This window comes from Actinoplanes solisilvae (genome assembly GCF_003999975.1).
GTDB lineage: Bacteria > Actinomycetota > Actinomycetes > Mycobacteriales > Micromonosporaceae > Actinoplanes > Actinoplanes solisilvae.
In genome coordinates this window covers 1-20,088 of sequence record NZ_RJAC01000053.1, presented here as the reverse complement: position 1 = coordinate 20,088, position 20,088 = coordinate 1, and the positions used below count along the sequence as shown (strand labels likewise).

16 protein-coding genes and 1 pseudogene are annotated in these 20,088 nt (G+C 66.5%); 8 read left to right on the top strand and 9 right to left on the bottom strand.

The genetic code is table 11. From position 1 onward, the window contains the following. Positions 1 to 365: 365 nt before the first annotated feature. Positions 366 to 614, bottom strand: coding sequence for an alpha/beta fold hydrolase (locus tag EER30_RS45960; protein ID WP_127509432.1), 249 nt, complete (start codon positions 612 to 614; stop codon positions 366 to 368). 135 nt (positions 615 to 749) lie between these two features. Continuing rightward, positions 750 to 1,343: an acyl-CoA thioesterase gene (locus EER30_RS45955; protein WP_127509429.1), complete on the bottom strand. Its 594-nt coding sequence runs from the start codon at positions 1,341 to 1,343 to the stop codon at positions 750 to 752. A gap of 118 nt (positions 1,344 to 1,461) precedes the next feature. Between EER30_RS45955 and EER30_RS49300 the strand changes: the two are divergent. Then, positions 1,462 to 1,656 (top strand): annotated as a pseudogene (locus tag EER30_RS49300) (IS5/IS1182 family transposase); the annotation flags it as partial. 248 nt (positions 1,657 to 1,904) lie between these two features. Then, positions 1,905 to 2,351: a cupin domain-containing protein gene (locus tag EER30_RS45945; protein ID WP_164842780.1), complete on the top strand. Its 447-nt coding sequence runs from the start codon at positions 1,905 to 1,907 to the stop codon at positions 2,349 to 2,351. Positions 2,352 to 2,475: 124 nt separating this feature from the next. Here the strand turns inward: EER30_RS45945 and EER30_RS45940 are convergent, their stop codons facing one another. The 4 genes from EER30_RS45940 to EER30_RS45925 all read right to left on the bottom strand — a co-directional run bounded on the left by EER30_RS45940 (position 2,476) and on the right by EER30_RS45925 (position 7,966). After that, positions 2,476 to 5,301, bottom strand: a complete 2,826-nt coding sequence (locus EER30_RS45940; RefSeq protein WP_127509426.1) for an AfsR/SARP family transcriptional regulator — start codon at positions 5,299 to 5,301, stop codon at positions 2,476 to 2,478. A 292-nt stretch (positions 5,302 to 5,593) separates the two neighbouring features. Next, positions 5,594 to 6,328, bottom strand: coding sequence for an alpha/beta fold hydrolase (locus EER30_RS45935; protein WP_127509424.1), 735 nt, complete (start codon positions 6,326 to 6,328; stop codon positions 5,594 to 5,596). 80 nt (positions 6,329 to 6,408) lie between these two features. Further along, entirely contained in the window at positions 6,409 to 7,197 is a 789-nt protein-coding gene (locus EER30_RS45930; RefSeq protein WP_127509421.1) for a GNAT family N-acetyltransferase, read from the bottom strand. 220 nt (positions 7,198 to 7,417) lie between these two features. After that, complete coding sequence (locus tag EER30_RS45925) at positions 7,418 to 7,966, bottom strand: TetR/AcrR family transcriptional regulator (protein ID WP_127509418.1); 549 nt, start codon at positions 7,964 to 7,966, stop codon at positions 7,418 to 7,420. Between the two features lie 214 nt (positions 7,967 to 8,180). On the opposite strand from EER30_RS45925, the gene EER30_RS45920 reads away from it, so the two are divergent. Further along, a complete protein-coding gene (locus EER30_RS45920; RefSeq protein ID WP_255437214.1) occupies positions 8,181 to 9,296 on the top strand; it encodes an alkene reductase in 1,116 nt (371 codons plus the stop codon). 433 nt (positions 9,297 to 9,729) lie between these two features. On the opposite strand, the gene EER30_RS45915 is transcribed toward EER30_RS45920, so the two are convergent. Next, entirely contained in the window at positions 9,730 to 10,926 is a 1,197-nt protein-coding gene (locus tag EER30_RS45915; protein WP_127509415.1) for a cytochrome P450 family protein, read from the bottom strand. A gap of 253 nt (positions 10,927 to 11,179) precedes the next feature. Here EER30_RS45915 and EER30_RS45910 point away from each other — a divergent pair, with 253 nt between their 5' ends. The 3 genes from EER30_RS45910 (at position 11,180) to EER30_RS45900 (ending at position 14,395) form a co-directional block, all read left to right on the top strand. Next, positions 11,180 to 12,040, top strand: a complete 861-nt coding sequence (locus EER30_RS45910; RefSeq protein WP_240670748.1) for an RNA polymerase sigma factor — start codon at positions 11,180 to 11,182, stop codon at positions 12,038 to 12,040. Between the two features lie 71 nt (positions 12,041 to 12,111). Beyond that, positions 12,112 to 12,783, top strand: coding sequence for a GNAT family N-acetyltransferase (locus EER30_RS45905; protein ID WP_127509412.1), 672 nt, complete (start codon positions 12,112 to 12,114; stop codon positions 12,781 to 12,783). A gap of 130 nt (positions 12,784 to 12,913) precedes the next feature. Continuing rightward, positions 12,914 to 14,395 carry a ketol-acid reductoisomerase gene (locus tag EER30_RS45900; protein ID WP_127509409.1) on the top strand — a complete coding sequence of 494 codons (1,482 nt, stop codon included), beginning with the start codon at positions 12,914 to 12,916 and terminating at the stop codon, positions 14,393 to 14,395. A gap of 556 nt (positions 14,396 to 14,951) precedes the next feature. On the opposite strand, the gene EER30_RS45895 is transcribed toward EER30_RS45900, so the two are convergent. Next, complete coding sequence (locus EER30_RS45895; protein ID WP_240670747.1) at positions 14,952 to 15,902, bottom strand: LLM class flavin-dependent oxidoreductase; 951 nt, start codon at positions 15,900 to 15,902, stop codon at positions 14,952 to 14,954. Positions 15,903 to 16,072: 170 nt separating this feature from the next. Between EER30_RS45895 and EER30_RS45890 the strand changes: the two genes are divergently transcribed. Further along, positions 16,073 to 16,612, top strand: a complete 540-nt coding sequence (locus EER30_RS45890) for a DUF6924 domain-containing protein (RefSeq protein WP_127509406.1) — start codon at positions 16,073 to 16,075, stop codon at positions 16,610 to 16,612. 142 nt (positions 16,613 to 16,754) lie between these two features. Here the strand turns inward: EER30_RS45890 and EER30_RS45885 are convergent, their stop codons facing one another. Beyond that, positions 16,755 to 18,419 (bottom strand): GH25 family lysozyme, encoded by a 1,665-nt coding sequence (locus tag EER30_RS45885; RefSeq protein ID WP_240670750.1) that lies wholly within the window; start codon positions 18,417 to 18,419, stop codon positions 16,755 to 16,757. A 278-nt stretch (positions 18,420 to 18,697) separates the two neighbouring features. Here EER30_RS45885 and EER30_RS45880 point away from each other — a divergent pair, with 278 nt between their 5' ends. After that, positions 18,698 to 20,053, top strand: a complete 1,356-nt coding sequence (locus EER30_RS45880) for a phenylacetate--CoA ligase family protein (protein WP_127509400.1) — start codon at positions 18,698 to 18,700, stop codon at positions 20,051 to 20,053. The last annotated feature ends 35 nt before the right edge of the window (positions 20,054 to 20,088 follow it).

Sequence of the window (20,088 nt, the reverse complement as noted above, 5' to 3'; positions counted from 1 at the left end):
GGGTCCGAGAAATCGGCGCCCGCGCAGTGACAGCACACGCCGCCCCGCGAGGCCGCGATGCCCGGCTCTGCCTCAAGACGTGAGAGCCCGCGGGCGCGAGGAACGCGTCGCCGCGGGTCAATGCGCTTTCGAGAAGCTGCAGGCAGGACCGGTGCTGGTGGTTGGGGCCGGGCCAATCCGGCGGCGACGTGGCCATGGAGCTAGCGGGCAGCCGGGCGGTGCGGCTGGCCAGATCCCGCCGACTGGGCCCCGGGGGCCTGCCCGATCGATCGCCGCGAGCAGGCCCCGCCCGAGTGGGGCGTACGCGAGGGCGTGAAGCGCCGCGTGCGGCACCCCTCGGCGTACGCGGACTGTTCGGCTCATTCTCAGTTCGCCGACGTCCCGGCATGTGACTGTGCTGCTCTGAGGAACACCGCCACCGCGGCGTTGAAGGCCGCCGGGTCTTCCAGGTAGGGCAGATGGCCCAGGTCAGGGAACCGAATTATCCGGGTCCCGGGATGCAGAGCAGACATGTCCTCGATGGTGTATGCAGGGATGAGAGCGTCCCGTTCACCCCTGATCAGCAGCACCTCAGCCGGAATATTGGCCAGTTGACCTTCCTGCTCAGGAGTCACCGATGCGCAGACAACGATGTCGGCAAACTCCAGGCACGTTGATTCTCGCCCGTCGCCCCTGTCGACGGGCGCGCCTGCCCGGCACTTGGCGTGCCGGGCAGACACCTTTTCACGACGATGACGTCGTCAGCCGAATCAGTCAGCCCCGGCCGACCGGGCCACATCGTCGTGGACACGACGAGCAAGATCACTCCACTCGGCCGGCATCATCGAGCGTGGATCGATATGTACGTGCTTCCGCGTCCCCTCGGCATGAACGACCTTCTCATCCACCGACACAAACCGGAAACCCATGTCAGCCGATTTCGGACCGAGTCGTTCCGTCCAGAAATGCACCCCGACATCGCCGTAGCCTCGGATAGGGACGTCATATCGGATACTGAATTCACGAATGACGTGATAGAGGTCCGACTTCGGCCCACCGAATGCCAGTCCCAGCGGCGCGACGTATGCCGAAATAGCATGCTCCAGCAATCTGGGATAGTTGGCGTGATGCACAATTCCCATTGGATCCAGGTCATCGAATTGAACACGCACGAGCTGCAAGTGGCCGTATGACACCACGGGATACCACCTTCCTTCCGGTACTAAGACGCGGCCGGCGGAGAAACCTTCACCCTGTGTCCATGACCACAGCCCGCGGAACCGGCGCGATCCATCGGCCAGTGAGGCTTTCCGAGTAACGGTCTGAGACCCCTGGGTGACGATCCGGTCGTCGTGCGTTGACACGCCCGAACCTGTTGTGGTGCAACGAAAGAGCGCAGAACCCCGGTGGGAAGTGGACTTCTCACAGAGCACTTCACGCCAGGGGTACTGCGCCACCACGAGTGTCACAGAAACCGCCACGCTGCCCGTGTCCGAGGACACCGTCGTGTTCGTGTCCGCTCTGCTGCACGCCGAACGCCGACGCCTCGGAACCCGAGCCGGAACCCGCTCGCTGGGCTGTTACCGGCAAGCCATCCTGGTCCTGCGCTGGTTGCTTGACGGCACCCGGATAGCGCAGCTGGCCGCCGGCAACACGATCAGCCGGTCGACCGGTTACACGTCTATGCCCCTGGGCCATCGGCCGGATCACCACCGCAGCCCTCGTAATCCTGCACATCGAACACGGCCGAACCACCTGAACAACCCCGTCACCCACCGTCAACGGCCGTTACTCGGAAAGCCTCAGTGGCCGACTCGTCTCCAAGGTGGTGCTACTCACCACGTTTTACCGAGGCCCTGTTCAACTTCCCGCTCGCCATGACGTCTGCACGTCGAAAGGACCATCCGAACAGGAAAGGACACGGCATGTCGAAGCAACATCGCTTGCGGATCTTCGCGACAGGGGCCACGATGGCGGCGGCCGCAAGTCTGGGGCTGAGTTCCCCGGCGCAGGCAACCCCACCGGGATCCGGCGTGGTCGGGATCACCCTGTCGCAGACAACCGTCGGCCACACCGACTACGTCGTTCGCAAGATCACCATCCCGCCGGGGCAGAGCACCGGCTGGCACTACCACGACGGCACGCTCTTCGGCTGGCTCCAGCAGGGCACACTGAGCCATTTCGACGCGACCTGCAAATCCGATGGGATCTATCCGACGGGCAGCTTCATCCAGGAGCCTCACGGCGCGAACCACGTCCACATCGGCATCAATAAGGGCCGGAAGCCCGTAGTCCTCAAGGTGCTCTACGTCCTGCCCGCCGGCTCGCCGCTGTCGGAGGATGCGCCCAACCCGGGCTGCGAGTTCGATTAATCGCTCATAGGAACTCGCCTGTTGTGTCCCTGCCGGTGAAGGGCCTTCTCACACTTCGTGACGGCGGTGTGGCCGGCATTGCCCGGGGGTGGTCGGCCATTTCGATGAATGAACCGAATCCCGCTCAGGCCGTCTCTTCGCTTAGCTTGGCGTTCAGCTTGGCGACGGTACCGCTCTTTCCCAGGGCGGCGAATCGATCGCGGGCGACTCGCCAGGCCGCACGGGCCTGCTCGGGCCGGCCGGCGGCGGAGAGAGCATCGCCGAGGCCCTTCACCGCGTACGCTTCCGGCATCGGGCTGTCAACCTGCGCATAGTGACCGACTGCCCGGCGCAACCACTCAACCGCCTGGCCGAAGGACCCCATCGCCGAGTACACCTCGGCTGTCCACGTCGCGCAGGCTCCCGCGGTGTCCAGGTCGCCGGCCTCGAGGGCCAGGGCCTGGCATCGCGCGAGGTCTTCGAGTCCAGCATCCGGATCACCGTGCTTCCAATGACCCCAGCCGCGGCCCAGCAACGCCAACGCCATCCCACGCCGGTGCCCGGCCGGCTCGAACAACGCGTACGCCCGCTGAAAGGCCCGAAACGCCTCCGCGTGCCGATCGGCAGCCAGGTGGACCGCACCGAGGTTGTAGTAGGCGAACGCCTTGTCGAGCGGCCGGCCGACCCTGTCGAAGAGCTCCAGCGCCAAGGCCAGATGCGCGCGCGCCGAGGCATCACGCCGAACCGCGTCGTCGTGCGACCCGTACACCTCGGCCCCGGCGAGAATCCGGTGCATGACGGCCTGCCCCTCCAGGTCGCCAGCAGCGACCGCGGCTTGCAACGCCCGCGTGGACGACGAGCGCCACTGTTTCGTCATCCCCCGCCGCTGGTAGTACGGCACCAATGCCTCCGCCGGCTGCCACGCCCGGAATCCCGCTTCGGCGCCTACCGCCAGGGCCGCCTCAAGCACCGACAACTCCGTCGTGAACCAGCCCATCGCCGACCTCATATCTGACATCGGAGGTGTGGACACTCCGTCGAGCGGCGCCGGTGGCGCGGTCAGCGGCGCGGCCGGCTCCAACAAACTTCCCGCAGTGAAGCTGGTCTGCCACAGATGATCAAGCAGTCGGCTCAGTGCGGCCGCACGCTCCTCCGGCAAGTCAGTCGCCATACCGAGCTCAGCGGCATAGGCCTTGATCAAGTCATGGAACGCATAGCGCCCAGGCCGGATCTCATTGATCAACCTGGTCCGTGTCAGCTCCCGGAGTAATTGCCGCACCACGTGAGGGGCAACCCCGGCGATGCTCGCCGCACCAGACAGCCCGAAATCCACGCCGGGATGCACCGACAGCAACCGAAACAGACGCGCGGCGCGCTCACTGAGCATCCGATACGACCAGAAAAACACATTTCGTACGTCCGTACGTGGCTCGTCGCCCTCAAGGAAGTCCAGCGGGGCGGCCGCCCGTAGCTCCTCGGCAATCTCATTCAACGACCAGTCCGGATAACTGGCCGCGCGAGCCGCCACCACCGCCATTGCCAGCGGCAGCCGTCCGCACCGCTCGATGATCTCGTCCACGGTGGCGTCGTCGCCGTCCCGTTCGACGCCCAGCCGTGCCCGCATCGCCGCGCGCGCCTCGTACCGCGAGGGCACCGACAAGCTCAGCGACTGTGCGCCCTCCTGCGTGATCAACCCGGACAACCGGTTACGACTGGTGATCACTACCAGGCTGCCAGGTGAGGCCGGCAGCAGCGGACGGACCTGCTCCTCGTCCCGCGCGTTGTCGAGCACGATCAGCATTCGACGTCCGGCCGTCATGGTCCGGAACAGAGCAGCCGACGCCGCAGCGTCACTCGGGATCTGTGCGTGCGAGACGCCCAGCCCGGCCAGCAGGAAGACAAGCGCCTGGTTGCTCTTCACGACCGAGTCGTTAAGGTCGAAGCCCTGCAAATTCACGAACATCTGCCCGTCCGGGAACCGGTCCGCCACCTGCCGAGCCCAATGGACCACGAGGCTGGTCTTCCCGACACCGGGCAACCCGTCGACCACGCCGATCACCGTGGCCGTTTCGCTGCTGCCCGCCAGTGCCACCAGGCCGGACAACCACGATTGTTCGGTGTGCCGCCCGTAGAAATGCCGGCTCGCCGCGGGCAGCTGCTCCGGAATCACCGAGGGCGCCGCCGGCGTTTCGGGCCCGGCAACGACGACTTCCTGCCGCAGTACCCGCTCGAACGCGCGGCGCAGTTCCGCGCCCGGATCGACCCCCAACTCCTCGGCGAGCCGGCGCCGCACCGTCTGGTAGACCGACAGCGCCGCGGCCTGCTGTCCCGTCGCACCGAGCAACAGGATCAGTCGTGCTTGAATCGCCTCATCCAGGCTGTCCTGCTCGGCGGCCTGGCGCACCAGCGGCAGCAGGTCCCGGGCGCCACCGCGGATCAGCACATCGTCCGCCGCGGCGCACACCATCGTAACGCGTTCCACTTCGACCGCCCGGAACTCGGCGGCCAGAGCCACTGGCAGGTCCAGATCCTCGCCGCACCGCCCTCGCCACAGACCCAGTGCTGCCATCCGTTGCCGCAGCGCGACAGCGTGGTCGCCGTCCTCGGCGGCTGCGCGACCCTCCTCCGCCAGCTGACGAAACTCCAGGAGGTCGAGGTCCTCCGGTTTCGCCTCCAACCGATACCCCCGATCGGTACGGTGCAGCCATCGCCCCTGCTCCCGAAATGGCAACTCCGGTTCAAGCAGACGCCGCAGCGTGCCGATGTGCCGATGCACGATGTCCGCCGCCCGGGCGGGAGGGGCGTCGTTCCAGAGAAGCTCATTGAGTTCATCCGACGACACCTCGCGGCCCACCCGGATCATCAGCAGACCAAGCACGTGACGCCTCTGCCGTGGACGCATGTCCAACTCGTCGCCATCACGCCGCGCCCGCACCGGCCCCAGGACCGCGAAGCGCACTGCCGGATCCACACCTATCCCCTACCCGTCCAGGACATACCTTACTGCCCACGGTGACACGCGTCAGGCGATAAGGCTCATACGACGACGAAAACGCCGATTTCGAACGGCGTCGTGACGACCATCCAGCAGATCACCGCCATGTCCTCCTGGAAAGACCTGACCGGATCCATCGTACGGTTGACACGCGGGTGCTCCCATCAAGGCGAGCGCCACCGGCACTCGAAGGCAAAGCCGCGCCCGGTGATCTAGCCACCGGGCGCGGGCTGATGTTCATCTCTTCCTTATGTCCGCGTTGTTGACGTCAGAAGCCGGACTGCCGCTCGATCCACGCATCGATGGCCGCGTTGACCACGTTCGGCGCCTCCTGATGCACCCAATGCGCGAGCGGCAGGTAAAGCACCTCGTCACCGTCCTTGCGGCGTTCGGTGGCCCAATCGGCAACATCGGCGTGTCGGCCCGACAGAATAGTCAGCGATGGATGGGACCGGCGGCTCACGTACGCCTCGGCCTCCGCAAGCCGACCGAACTGCAAAGGTCCGAGCCAGATGTTGACTAACGTCTCGGCCACCACGCGAGGCGGTGTGCTGAGCATCTTCCGCCGATGCGCGACCCTGAAGAACTCGGGCGTATACGGACCATCAGCCCGCTCGAACAGCGCGGTGGTCAGCTCATGAGCGTTCGCCTCGGTAATCCTCTCGGCCAGTTCGATCAAGGGACGGGCATGGAGATCGCCGTACCCGTACGACGGCTCGACCGGCACCACGGCTCGGACCAATTCGGCATGCTCGACGGCGAGCGCTTCGACGACGAGTCCACCGAGCGAGTGACCCACCGCGATCACCGGAGGTACGCACAACGACCGCAGGAGAGCCGCGATGTCCGCGGCGAAGGTCCGGGCCTCATAGCCGCCGTCCGTCACCGTGGACGACCCGTGCCCGCGCAGGTCGACCGCGATGACCCTGGTCCTCGCAGTGAAATGGGCAAGCTGCCAACCCCAGTCGTGGGAGTCGCCGGCCCACCCGTGCACGAACAGCATCGGGACGGAGCCGCCCGCACCCTCGTCGGTGTAGAAGAGACGCTGACCGGGCTGGATCTCGTAGAACGGCACCGCCCGACTCAGCTCTGAACCAGGCTCAGGAAACGGACCGGCGAGTTGACCGTATAGCCGATGCGCTCGTACACCGGCCGGCCGGCCTCGGTGGCTTGCAGCACAACCCGGTGGTGACCGGTGTGCCGGGAGCCTTCGTAAATAGCTTTGCGGGTGACGGCCTCGCCATATCCGCGGCGCGTCTCCTCGGGAAGCGTCGCTACGAGAGCCAGGAAGATCGAGTCTGGGCCGCTCACGGTCGCGGCACAGGCCACCGGGCGGTCATCGCGGTATCCGATGTAAGCGTAAGAGTCTCGCAACAGCCGGGAGCCAGCCACCGCGCCTCGGCCGACCTCGTCCGGCAGCCCATAAGCTTGTCCGTTGATCTGGCCAAAGGCGACGAGGTCGTCCTCGGACTCAACCCTTCGCATCTCCAGCTCCGGGTGCGACGGCTCCGGAATGTCGATGTCACCGGCCATTCCATACCCGCTGAACGCGAGCCCGAGCCCGGCTGCGCCGGCAGCGAGAAGCAGTTCGTCACGGGCTTCCGGTGTGATCAGATCCTCGAAGACCCACAGGAAACCAGCATTCTGCCTGCCTCGCATGAACTCAGCGGCCCGGCCGAGTTGATCCTTCAACGCGTCAGCGGAAATGTCGGCGTTGGTCAGGGTCACCGCGTTCCAGAACCCGAACGGGCTGTCGGCCCACATGCGCGACACACCGTCATCGTCGCTGATCTCACCGTGTTGTTCGGCGACGATTTTACTCCAGACGGCGATGAGCTGGTTCTTAGATTCCACCGATTCCAGATACGACATCGTGTCATCCCCTTCGCGCTTTCGGTCAGTCGGCGTCTATAACGCCGACCAACCACGAATATTCACGATGCCCCGGAAGAAGATGCAAGCCCGGCACCGGTGGTCTTGCCGGTGCCGGGCTTTCCGGCGAAGACCAGGTTCGACGGTGACACCACCCTGCAGACGGTCCTGAACTGGATCGACGGCCACATCCAGAACGCTGACCACGAACGCCGCGCGGTCACTCGGTCAGGACGGACATGGCGCGGTCGAGCAGTGCGTCCCGTGAGACGGCTCCGTCACATGACACCCATGTCTGCATGGAGACGTTCAGGCAGGCGACGGCGGAGGCCACGAGCGCGCGTGGTCCAGGATCCCGACCCGGGGGAACGTCGCCGCCCAGCCGGGCGGCGACGAGCGGCACCAGTAGCTCTTCCCAGCCCTGCTGCTTCTCCCGGTGACGGGTCCGCATCGTCGGGTTCTCCTCGACCAGCCGATGGAAGGCCAGCGACTTCCCGGGGGCATCGCCGTTCAAACCGGTGATCACATCGAAGGCCCGGCGCAGAGATGTCCACGGATGCTCGTCGGCCGGCCGATCGCTCAAGGCCGCCGCCAGCCCCGGTCCGAGGTCATCCAGGCAGGTCAGCACCGCGTCCTCCTTGGTGCCGAAGTAGCGGAAAAACGTGGTGCGTGAGAGGCCGGCCTCAGCGGCGATCTGCTCGACGGTGGTGTTGTCGCAGCCCTGCTCGGCGAACAGGCGCGTCGCGATGGCACTGACCTCGGCGCGCATCGCCTGCCGGGTTCGCTCCCGCAGAGAACCCTGCACACGGCCTGTCTGAGCCGTCTTCACTGTGTCACTCACAACACCATCGTACTCGGCGTCGAACTGGGACTGAGTATCAATATGAGCTAGGGTCTCACATCTGGCTTCCGAACGGACGGATCACGGTCGGCTCGGCCCCGTCGGGAGCCCTCCCTGCTGAGTCACCACGAGAACGAGGACTGTGTTGATCAAGGTTCGTAACGAGAAGCTGTTCACGGCTCTGCAACTCGGAGCTCTGCACCTGCGCAACCGCATGGTGATGGCGCCGCTGACGCGTACTCGTGCCGGGGAGGCCGGCGTGCCCGGTGACCTGCTGGTGGAGTACTACCGCCAGCGCGCGTCCCTGGGCCTGATCGTCACCGAAGGCACCTGGCCGGTACGCGAAGGGCGCACCTGGATCGGCCAGCCCGGGATCGAGACGCCTGAGCAGATCGCCGGCTGGCGGCGCGTGACCGACGCCGTGCACGAGGCCGGCGGCTCGATCGTCATGCAGATCATGCACGGCGGCCGTATCTCGCACCCGCAGATCAGTGGCACCGGCCGGATCGTCGCGCCCAGCGCCATCGCCGCGCCGGACACGATCCGCGTACCGGACGGCGAGGTCGAGCACCCGGTCCCGCACGCCTTGACGACCGACGAGATCGGCGGCATCGTTGCGGGGATCGTCGCTGCCGCTCGCAACGCGATCGAGGCAGGGCTGGACGGCGTCGAGGTCCACAGCGCCAACGGCTACCTCCTCCACCAGTTCCTTGCACCGACGTCGAACACCCGCACCGACGAGTACGGCGGCTCGCCGGCCAACCGGGTCCGCCTCTCCATCGAGGCTGTGACCGCAGTGGCCAAGGCCATCGGTGCTGACCGCACCGGCGTGCGGATCTCCCCGGCGCGCAACATCCAGGGTGTCCTGGAGACCGATCCGGCCGATGTCGCCGCCACCTACAACGCCCTCGCCGAGGGGCTGGCGCCGTTGGCGCTCGCGTTCGTCGACATCCTGCACCCCGATCCGTCGGGTGACCTGGTGCAGAACTTCCGGCGCGTGGTAGCGGCTTCCTCCATCGTCAATACCGGGGCCGGCTCTGTGACCACCCGGGAGGAATCCATCCGGTTGGTCGAGGACGGTTTAGCGGACGCCGTGGGGATCGGCCGCCCCACCATCGCGAACCCGGACCTGCTCGCGCGATGGCTGCACGACACCGACGAGAACAGCCACGACCCGAGCACCTTCTACGTAGGCGGGCCACGCGGCTACATCGACTACCCGGCTTTCGAACACGCCGGCAAGAAGGTCGACGATTGACCGACTCGACCGCTTGGCAGCACCATCCTGTGACAACGGCTGAAGCATGCCGCAGTCTCTTGTGGAGCCATTATTTCAGGCGGAAACGTATAGATCGTTTCCGCCTGTGGTTTCGCCTTGTTCAGAGACCCGATATTGCGTCTCATTGTGGAGACCTTGACGTTTTCTGAGGCGAACTCATCACTATGACCGACCTAGCTAACAGGGTGAGGTCCAGGTTTGTCGGCGTTGCTGTCGATGGGCAGGCATCAGGATCCGGGCTGCAGGTCCTGACCTCGATGCCGGCATCGAGGTCAGGACCTGCGGCGAAAGGCGGCCGATCAGGCATCCCGTCAACCCGCGTGGCAGCCTGATCACGCTGCCTCAGCAGGTCAGGCTGGCTACCGGCCAGCATCGGTTATCGTGTCCGCGTCGCCGGGTGGCGCGCCGTGAGTTAGTCGACCCGACGCACTCGGAGGGCCGTGAGCCCGTTGAACCGTACCGAGGGCTTCCGCATTTGAGTCGCGTCGACCGTTTGCAGGTCGGGGAGCATCGTCAGCAGATCACGCAGGGCGATTCGGGCCTCCATCCTGGCCAGTGGCGCTCCCAGGCAGTGGTGAACTCCGTACCCGAAGGCGAGGTGCGCCGACACCTCTCGGCGCACCTCGAAACTGTTCGACTGCCCTCCCCCGGTCGGGTCCAGGCTCGCCGCCAACGGTGATACCAGAACGACATCACCGGCCCGGATGACGTGTCCGGCCAGCTCGAACTCCTCAGTAGCGAACGCCGGAAAGGTGGCCTGAACCGGCCCGTTGTACCGAAGAATCTCCTCCACGCCGCCGGCGATGAGTCCAGGGTCGTCCCGAAGCGCGACAAGCTGGTCCGGATGGCGGAGAAGCAGCAGCAGCCCGTTGGCGATCAGACTCGCGGTCGTCTCATGACCGGCGATCACCAAGAGCAGCAACATCGAGGTGAGCTCATCTTCGGACAACCTGTCGCCGCCGTCGCCGGCAGCAACAAGTGCGGAGAGCAGGTCGTCACCCGGGTCGCGGCGTTTCTGTTCGATCAGTCGGCGAAGGTACCTGACCATCTTGTTGCCGGCTTCGCGATAGTCTTCCAGCGGTACCGCCATGCCCTTGGCAACATCGGCGAACATCCCGGCAAGAGACTCTTCGTCTTGCCGGGGTATGCCAAGCAGCCCACAAAGAACCCGGAATGTGAGCGGGAAGGCGTACTCGTTCACGATGTCGACCACCTCACCCCGATCGATCCGCGCCCGGATTTCTCCGATCAGCTCGGCTGAGATCGTCTCGGCGACGGGTTCCAGCCACTCGACTCTCCGTCGGGTGAATGCCACCGTCACCAGCCTACGCAGCCTGGTGTGGTCCGGCGGGTTCCGCAGAAGCATGTGCTGGTGCATCAGCGGCACAAGCTCGGGAACTTCCGTAGCGTACGGGGCTCCGGCGAGGCCACGGATCAGCCTCGGGTCGGCGAGGGCTTCCTTGGCCTCGGCGTACCGGGTTACTAACCACGCCGCCCCACCGCCGGGCAAAGCGACCCGATGCATCGGCCCCTCCGCCGCGAGATCGAGCATCAGCCCGTGTTTGGCTTCGTCTGGTGCGGTGGCGAACAACGCCTCTGCTTCCCGCATGACCCTCTTTTCGGTATCGAGTCGTAGCTGACGTGCGGAAAACGCACCGAAGGGACCACCGGTCAAATCTCATCGAAGATGTGAGACACGTCGCTCCTGCGATGAGCCAAAACGTTGCCCGCGATGGCGCGCTACCGTCTGCTCGACGTTGTCGGCGCTGCGTCCGGCGACGACGGTGACCTCCTCGCGGAGGCGCTGTAGCGCCGGTCACCGCAGGTAGGCGGACATAGGAAGCCGTCCTACTGTTTGTAGCGTGATTGCGTTGATCGAGGGTGACCTAGTGCGAGCAGCGCAGGCCGGTGACGCGGGAGCTCTCGGACTGGTGCTGCGCCGGCATGAGGGCGGCATGCGAACGGTCGCCTTGGCGATCCTCGGCTACGGGCCGAACGCCGAGGACGCGGTCCAGGACGCGACGGCGGTCGCCCTGCGGCGGATCGGCGAGGTGCGAGACCTCGACGTCCTCGACCTTCCCACGGTGACGGGTCCGGAGGAGATGGCGGAGCAGGGCGCGCTGCGGGACTGGGTCTGGCACGCGATCGGCGCGCTGTCCGAGGCCGACCGCCTGGTGCTTCTGCTGCGCCACTTCAGCAGCGTCACCTCGTACGATCAGATCGCCAACCTGTGCGGCCTGCCGGTCGGAACCGTGCGCAGCCGGCTCAGCCACGGCCGCCGCAAGCTCGCCGAGGCGCTGCGCGCGACCACCGACGTGGCCTATCTGGACGCCACGGCCCTCGGCGAAAGCCGGTGGCGGGAGGCCTACGACGTGCTGACGACCGCGATGCGCGGCGACTTCGCCGAGGTGGTCGACGACATGTGGCTGCCCGAGGCCCGGCTGGTCTTCGCCGGCCAAGTGCTCGGCGGCCGCGAGACGGTGGTCCAGGCGATGGACCGGGACCTGGACTGGGGCATCCGGCAGCGGCTGCTGAACGTCGTGGCCAGCGAGGACGTGCTGCTCTGGGAGACCGAGCTGATCAACCCGCCGGGAGACCCGGACCACTGCCCGCCGTCGGCGGTCTGGCTGCACGAGATGCGGCAGGGCCGCGTACGGAAAATGACCCTGTTTCACCCGCAGCCGGCGGACGTGGCAAAAATTCTGCCGCTGGAGCGAACTTAACCGCGCTGGAACCATCCAAGTCGTGAGATCGCGTCGCGAACTGCGGCATCACGATGAACGGGAGTTCACGGATGAGTTCCACCCACCCGACCGACGCGGCCGCGACGGCGTTCCGCTCGGCCATCGAAATGCTGGCCCGGACGATTCCCGGCTCCTACGTCGAGACCGGCCCGACGGGCACTCTGCTCGCGGTCACGCACGCCGCGGTTCCGGCGCTCAACCCGATCCTGAGCGCCGCGGCCGAGCCGGACGCCGCCGAGATCGCCGAGTTCGCCTCGAAAAAGGTCGGGCCGGCGCGTGGAGCATCCGGATCCGCACCGAGCCGTCCCCGGCGATCCGTCGGATCGCGGACGAGCACGGCCTCGCCACAGTTTCGCGGCAGGCTTTCATGCAGCTGCCGACGACCGACCGGCAAGGAACCGACGACATTCAGGTACGCCGCCTGGCGGGTAGCGAGTCCGGCGTCTTCGCCTGTGGGCTTCCGCAACGATGGCCATCTCGGCCTTGGCAACTTCGCCACGCTCCCGGACGTCGACGGCGACGGGTATACCCGAGCGGTCGCCGAGGCGATGCTGCAGGACGGGCTGGCGGCCGGCGTGCACACCGCGTACCTGCATGCGACGCACGCCGAGGCGCCCCTGTTCGAGAGACTGGGCTTCCGGAAAACCGGCCAGTGGACACGATGCTCAGCACTGTCTGACCGAGCCGACCCGAGTGGTTACGGCAGGCGGACGGGGCCATGACCCGTCCCGCCTGCACCCGATGAATGCGCTCGGGTGGCCAAATGCTTGGTCTTCCTCGTGAAGCTCGCGGCCTGGTGGCCGTTCGGCTATAGGCGGCCTCAATAGCGCCGCTGAATGCGGAGGAGAATCAATGATCACGGATGAGCGAGATTTCGAGACCAGCGTCTTCGACAAGGAGTACATCACCCTCGCCGGCACTCGCGAGGGCATCGTGCGCGGCGGACGGCACCTGTTCGACCGGCTGCCGCGCGCGTTCGCGGGCATCAACCAGATTGCGGTGATCGGCTGGGGCCCTCAGGGTTCGGCCCAGGCGCGGAACCTGCGGGACTCTCTCGCCGGACGCGTCAAGGTCGTCGTCGGGCTGCGGGCGGGCTCGTCCTCCTTCGAGGCTGCTCGCGCTGCCTGGTTCACCGAGGCCGACGGTACGCTGGGTGAGATGTTCGAGGTCATCGCCGCCTCGGACATGGTCCTGCTGCTCATCTCGGATGCGGCTCAGGCCGCGCTGCACGAACGCATTTTCGCGGCGCTGCGGCCGGGCGCGACACTCGGCCTGTCACACGGCTTCCTGCTCGGCTACCTCGAGCAGCAGGGCAGCGATTTCCCGGAGGACATTGACGTCATCGCCGTGTGCCCCAAGGGAATGGGTGCCTCGGTACGGGCCCTCTACCTCCAGGGGGCCAAGACCAACGGCGCCGGCATCAACGCCAGCTTCGCGGTCGAGCAGAACGTCAGTGGCCGTGCGGTGGACCGTGCCCTGGGCTGGTCGGTCGGCCTCGGTGCGCCGTACACCTTCCAGACGACTCTGCGATCGGAGTATCTCTCCGACCTGACCGGCGAGCGGTCGATCCTGCTCGGCGGGGTGCACGGCATCGTCGAGAGCCTGTATCGGCGGTTTCGTGAGAGCGGGACCAACGAGACCGATGCGTACCGCAACTCAGTGGACTGCGTGACCGGTCCCGTCTCGCGGATCGTGTCCAAACACGGCCTCATCGGGCTGTACCAGCAGCTCGGCGACGACGACCGGGAGGTGTTCGCGAAGGCGTACGCGGCGGCCTACCCGGTCGGCCTGGAACTCACCCACGAGATCTACGACGAAGTTACCTCGGGCAACGAAATCCGCAGCGTCATCCTGGCCGGTCACCGGCTCGCCCGCTTCCCGATGGGCAAGATCGACCAGGTCGAGATGTGGCGTGCGGGCGAGGTCGCGCGCCAGAGCCGCGACGACGACTCTCTGCCCCTGAACGCCTTCACCGCGGGCATTTTCTGCGGGGTGATGATGGGGCAGATCGATACCCTCATCGAGAAGGGCCACCCGTACTCGGAGATCGCCAATGAGTCGGTCATCGAGGCCACCGATTCCCTCAACCCGTACATGCACGCCCGCGGCGTGTCCTACATGGTGGACAACTGTTCCACGACAGCCCGGCTGGGCTCACGCAAGTGGGCGCCACGCTTCGACTACCTGCTCACCCAATCGGCCTATCCCGCAGTCGACCACCAAACCCGCGAACTGGACACCACGCTGATCAAGGCGTTCGCCGACCATCCCATCCACAAGGTCCTGCAAATTTGCGCTGAAATGCGACCAACGGTGGACATCTTCGTCCAATAACCCGCCGAGTCCGCTGTTCCTCCCCGTCGATCTGACCGCCCAGAAGCGCGACACCGCTGCCGACGGGCCACAGACACCGCGAGATCGGCACACCTGCACGGCGGCTCGTGCTGGCGTTGCCAGCACGAGCCGTCCATTCGGGTCAGTGTGCCCAGCTTGCTCGGGAGCGAACACCTCCTATCTGTCGATACGATCCGGCCGGGGCGGATGAGGGTGCGGCCGAGCTCGGTTATCTCGACCAGGTCACCGTCGGTGCGGAACACTCCGAACGACGCCAGGTATCGGAGGATGCCGCCGAGCGAACTCGCGGTCATCCTGGTCCGCTTCGCCAGGTCGGTGATCGTGCGTGGGCCGTCCAGAATCTAGGCCACAACGTCCAGCTCGGCGACGATGGATAAGGCCTACCCTTTGACGTACCCGGTCTGCAAACTCTGCATCTGGGCGGCGGCCTGCAACTGCGGATTCTCATTCACCATGACCAAACGCGTGGTCAGCGGTCGCATTCAGCGTGACAACCGTCACGCTGATTTCCCCTTCACCGAGAAGATAGTTGCGGTCAGAGAACCACGTCGGCCAGCCGGCTGATCTCGTCAAGGTTGGGCAGGGTCGGGTTGAAGATCAGTTCATCGGCGCCCAAGTCCGCGAAGCTCTTCACCGTCTCTCGCACCCCGTCGGCACCGAACGACATGTTCTCCGACGCCAGGGTCGCGAACTGATCACCAGAGACGCTGTAGTAGTCGTACACGTTCGCGGAACCGGCCTCCCGATCGCCGAAGGCGAAGTAAGCGATCGCGGTCAGCCGCGGTTCACCATCCCGGCCGGCCTCTTTCCAGGCTGCCCGCGCGGCCCGGAAAGCGGGCTCGACCATTGCGGGGGGAACCGAACCACCCACGTAGCCGATACCGTGCCGGGCCATCCTGGCCAGCGCGGCCGGCGCACTCCCGCCGAACATCAAGGGAACCTGGCGCGTTCCGGCCGGGACCGCCGGGTTGGTTCCCCCGCCCACCGGCTCACCCGCCCACACTGATCGATAAACCTCCAGGTCGGCGTCCATCCGCCGCCCGCGGCCCATTATCGGGAGCCCTTCGACAATGAAGTCGTCCGGCCTGACGCCGACACCGAGACCGAGGGTGAGCCGGCCGCCCGACGCCCCATCGATCCCTGCGATCTCCTTGGCGAGCAGGGCAGCCGGCCACGGCGGGCCGAGGAGAACATTGCTGAACAACCCGATCCGGGTGGTCGCACCGGCCGCCACGGCCAGCGCGACGGTGTCCGCCACTCCAGGAAACGCGATCCGCCCTACCGTGCCCAACGTCGAGAAGCCTGCCTGTTCAGCGGTGGCCGACCACGGTCCGACAATCCTCGGATCGACGTCACGCACCTGGTTCGGAATGCCGATACCGATCTTCAATGAGATGCCTCTCCACTCACCGATGCCGCAGCAGTTCATAGCGACTGCTCCGCCGGATTCGACACCTATGGAACACCCGGACACTTCGCTCCCCAAGGAATACGGGGATGAGGAAATTCACCTATTTCAGAATGAATTTTGCGATGTGAGACGGACGTCTCGGCTTGGCTCTCCTCTCGCGTTCAGCGCGCCGATCGTGAGCAAGCCTGACCGCGAGGACCGTCAACGGGGTGTGAACGACTGCCGCGATCATGCGTCTACCACGCGTGACGTCGTTTTACCCGACCCTTGAAGACCGCCACGACTTGGTTCCGGTCGTGGTGCGTACCGATTACACGGACGACTCCGCGTGGCGAGACGTCTCCGACGAACTGACCAGCGTCGGCGACGCTCTTTTCATCCAGGGAACGCAGTGGAGCGGCGTGACCGTCGACGAGGTACTCAAGGCGGCGGTCCTGTATCCGGCGCTCGCGGTGATCTTCATTGCGGATGCCCAAACCTGGTCGGCGTCCGGGCCCTCGCTAATCGCCGTCACGACCAGCACACCGGACGACGAAGATTACGAGCACACGATCTCCAACGGGCGGCAGTTCCGAGTCCTCCCCCATGCTGTCCACGAGGTGCATTGCGGTATCGAAATGCTCGTCCGACGCTTCCCGGACTTCGCACAGTCGGCGACCGCCCAACCAGGCCAGGTCTTCGCAGGCACCGCCAGTCACCCCAACGCATCAGCCTCTCGCCTGGCCGATGGAAGCGAACGAGCCGCCGACCGCAGTGGCGGCCGGCGACTCGGCCACTGGCCATGAGGGCCAGCGGCAGCGGGACCGGGTCGTCAACGGCTGTCGCCGAACGCGCGGATCTGTCGGCATGGGAACCTGCTGGTCGACCCGAGCGATGATCGGCCGTCCGGGCCGCCCGGAACGGTCCGGACGGCCCGGCCTCTGGTGGTCAGCCGGCGGGTGGCCGGTCGTCGGGGCCGCCGTACGGGTAACTGGCGTAGAGCTGGACCGCGCGACGGAGGCTCTTCACGTGCCACTGCCCGGCGGTGGGGCGGTACAGAGCGATGTCGGTGAAGCCGTCGTTGTCGTAGTCGCCGGTCGTCGGGAGGTCGGACGGGTCACCGCCGTAGGGGTGGGCGTCGTAGAGCTGGACCCCACGGCTGATGCTCTTGGCGAACCATTGCCCCTGACCCTGGCGGTAGAGCGTGATGTCGGCCTTTCCGTCGCCGTCGAAGTCGCCGGTCAGCGGTATGTCGGTGGGGTCGCCGCCGAAGGGGTAGCTGGCGGCGAGCTGGACGCCGCGGCGCAGGCTCTTGACGTGCCACTGACCCGTGCTGCCGCGGTACAGGGCGATGTCGGCGTAGCCGTCGCCGTCGTAGTCGTCGACCAAGGGGGTGTCGGTGGGGTTACCGCCGTACGCGGAGCCGCCATAGATCTGCACGTCACGGCTGACGCTCTTAGCCCACCACTGGCCCGTGCCCTTGCGGTAGATCGCGATGTCATCGGTTCCGTCGCCGTCGAAGTCATCGGCCAGGGGAACATCGGTGGCGTTACCACCGTACGGATAGTCCACGGCTAGATCGACGTTCCGGTGCTTGCTTCTGAGATTCCACCGGCCCTCGGCGTAGACGGCCATGTCGGCGTAGCCGTCGCCGTCGAAGTCTCCGGTCAGCGGAACGTCGGACGGGTTGCCGCCGTAGGGGTAGCTGGCGATCGGCTGGACGCCGGTCGCGGCGTTCTCGGCGTTCCAGAAGCCGTTCGCCGCGCGGTACAGCGTGAGCTCGCTGCGCCGGTCGGCGTCGAAATCGTTGTCCGCATGGTCGACCGGCCTACCGGCCAGCGTCGCCAGCCCGGCGACCGAGCCGTTGAACACGTCGCGGTCGACGTTGCCGCTGATGCCCGGCACGGTGCCGCTGCTGGTGTACTGCCAGATGGTGAAGGTGGACCAGCCTGCGGAGACCTGACCGGGCTGGCTGGCGTACGCGGCGTGGGCGAGCGGCAGCGTGGCGAAGGCCTTGCTGCTGCCGGTGCACGGGTTCCACCAGTTCGGGTTCGTGTAGATGATCGGCCGGACGCCGGTGCGCCGTTGTACCTCGGCGACGAAGGCCTGGATCCAGCTGACCATCTGGGCGGGTGTCAGCCCGTAGCACGGCGACGGGCTGCCCGACCCGCTGTAGGGCCATTCGATGTCCAGCATCGGCGGCAGGGTCCGGCCGTCGCGGACGTAGCGGGCGTGGTCGAGGAAGAAGTCCGCCTGCACGGCGCCAGTGCTGCGGTCGGGCAGCGCGAAATGATAGGCGCCGACGTACAGACCGGCGTTCTTGGCTCCGAGATAGTTGGTGGCGAACGTCGGATCGACGTACCCCGTGTTGTCGGTCGCCTTGAGGATCGCGAACCTCTCGCCGGACGCCGCGACCTGCGACCAGTTGATCGGGCCTTGATAGTGCGAGACGTCGATGCCGCGGACGGTGTATCCGGCGGGCGGCGAGACGTTCGGCGAGGGTGCGAGGCCGGTGCCGACGGGACGGCCAAAGCCAGCGTGGGCCTGGCCGTCATCGCCGGAGCCGGCCCCCAAGGCCGGCGTCAGCGGGACGAGGAACGCGGCGACGGCCATCGTCGCCACGACCAATCTGAGTTTGGGCTGTCTGTTGCGGACTGACATGTCATTGGAAACGATTAAAACCTCGTCGACCTCACTTCCGTGGCCCGCAAGTGATTCCGGATACACGGCGGGTCAGGGAAGCGGGCCCGCCGGCCGGACCGGGACGACATAGTCGGCTGCGTCTGTGCGAGCCGGGTCACGATCGGGCAGCCGGCCGAATTTCCTGCCCCGTTCGTCGTCAGTAGCAATAGCGGGTGTCACTGCCGGATACCGATGTGAGGATCGCAGATATGAAACCGATCGCCTTGTTCAGAGACGCCGCCCGGAACGTGCCCGCCTACCGTCACTTCCTGGCCGAGCGCGGCGTCGACCCGGCCCGCGTGCGATCGATGGCCGACTTCTCCACCTTGCCGATAGTCACCAAGGAGAACTATCTGCGGGCGTACCCGTTGGCCGAGAGGTGCCGTGGCGGGTCGCTCGACGGCAGTGCGGCGGTGGCGTTGTCGTCCGGGTCGTCCGGGCAACCGACCATCTGGCCGCGCACCCTGACCGACGAGCTGGCCGGCGCGGCGCGGTTCGAGCAGATCTTCCGAGTCTTCGGTGCAGACGAGCACAGCACCCTAGCGGTGGTCTGTTTCCCGCTGGGGAACTGGATCGGCGGTATGTACACGGCGGCCGCTTGCCGGCAACTGGCCGCTCGCGGTTACCGGGTCACGGTGGCAACGCCGGGCAACCACGTCGAAGAGACGTTACGCGTCGTCGAGGCGCTGGGACCGGAGTTCGACCAGGTGGTCCTGCTGGGCTATCCGCCATTCGTGAAAAACGTCATCGACGCAGGTACCGCCCGGCAGGTCGACTGGCGTGAGCGCCGCATCAAGCTGGTGCTGGCGGGAGAGGTCTTCAGCGAACGGTGGCGCGATCTGGTCGCGGAGCGAGCGGGCATCGCGGACCCCGTCCAGGATATTGCCGCGCTCTACGGGACCGCTGACGCCGGCGTGTTGGCCAACGAGACACCCAGGACGGTCCGGATCCGCCGACGGCTGGCCGGTGACCCGGAACGGGCACGGAAGCTGTTCGGCGACGACCGGCTGCCGACTCTGGCGCAGTACGACCCGGCCCATCGCTACTTCGAGGAGGTCGACGGGACGCTGCTGTTCACCGCGGACGGCGCGGTGCCGCTGATCCGTTACGAGATCGGTGATACGGGCGGCATAACGCCGTATGCCGAGTTGGCTCCGCTCGCCGGGGAGAACCCGGCGGCGCCGGAGGAACCGTTCGTCCACGTCTTCGGGCGATCTCTGTTCGCCGTGTCCATCTTCGGGGCCAACATCTTCCCGGAGAACGTCAGCGAGGCGCTGGAACGACCGGAGATCGCCGGCTGGACGACGGGCCGGTTCGTCATGCGGACGCCCGAGGACGCCGACGGGGATCGGTATCTCGATATCACCGTCGAGCTAGCACCGGGATCCGCGGGCGACGGACGAGCGCCGACGGTGGCCGAGGCCATCCGCGCTCACCTCATCCGTCGCAACAGCGAGTTCGCGAACTACGTGCCAGCCGCACGGCAGACCCCGGCCGTCCAGTTCCGTCCGGTCGGTGACCCGGAAAACTTCCCGGTCGGGGTCAAGCACCGCTACAGCAGGTGACCGGCCGGTCGGTCGGGCCGAGGGCGCGGCCGGCT

Bases quoted from the DNA above. Each gene is read 5' to 3' on its own strand.
- EER30_RS45945 (WP_164842780.1), top strand. From the start codon at position 1,905: ATGTCGAAGCAACATCGCTTGCGGATCTTCGCGACAGGGGCCACGATG.
- EER30_RS45935 (WP_127509424.1), bottom strand. From the start codon at position 6,328: ATGCTGTTCGTGCACGGGTGGGCCGGCGACTCCCACGACTGGGGTTGG.
- EER30_RS45930 (WP_127509421.1), bottom strand. From the start codon at position 7,197: ATGTCGTATCTGGAATCGGTGGAATCTAAGAACCAGCTCATCGCCGTC.
- EER30_RS45925 (WP_127509418.1), bottom strand. From the start codon at position 7,966: ATGCGCGCCGAGGTCAGTGCCATCGCGACGCGCCTGTTCGCCGAGCAG.
- EER30_RS45915 (WP_127509415.1), bottom strand. From the start codon at position 10,926: ATGCGGGAAGCAGAGGCGTTGTTCGCCACCGCACCAGACGAAGCCAAA.
- EER30_RS45905 (WP_127509412.1), top strand. From the start codon at position 12,112: ATGAGTTCCACCCACCCGACCGACGCGGCCGCGACGGCGTTCCGCTCG.
- EER30_RS45900 (WP_127509409.1), top strand. From the start codon at position 12,914: ATGATCACGGATGAGCGAGATTTCGAGACCAGCGTCTTCGACAAGGAG.
- EER30_RS45885 (WP_240670750.1), bottom strand. From the start codon at position 18,419: ATGGCCGTCGCCGCGTTCCTCGTCCCGCTGACGCCGGCCTTGGGGGCC.
- EER30_RS45880 (WP_127509400.1), top strand. From the start codon at position 18,698: ATGAAACCGATCGCCTTGTTCAGAGACGCCGCCCGGAACGTGCCCGCC.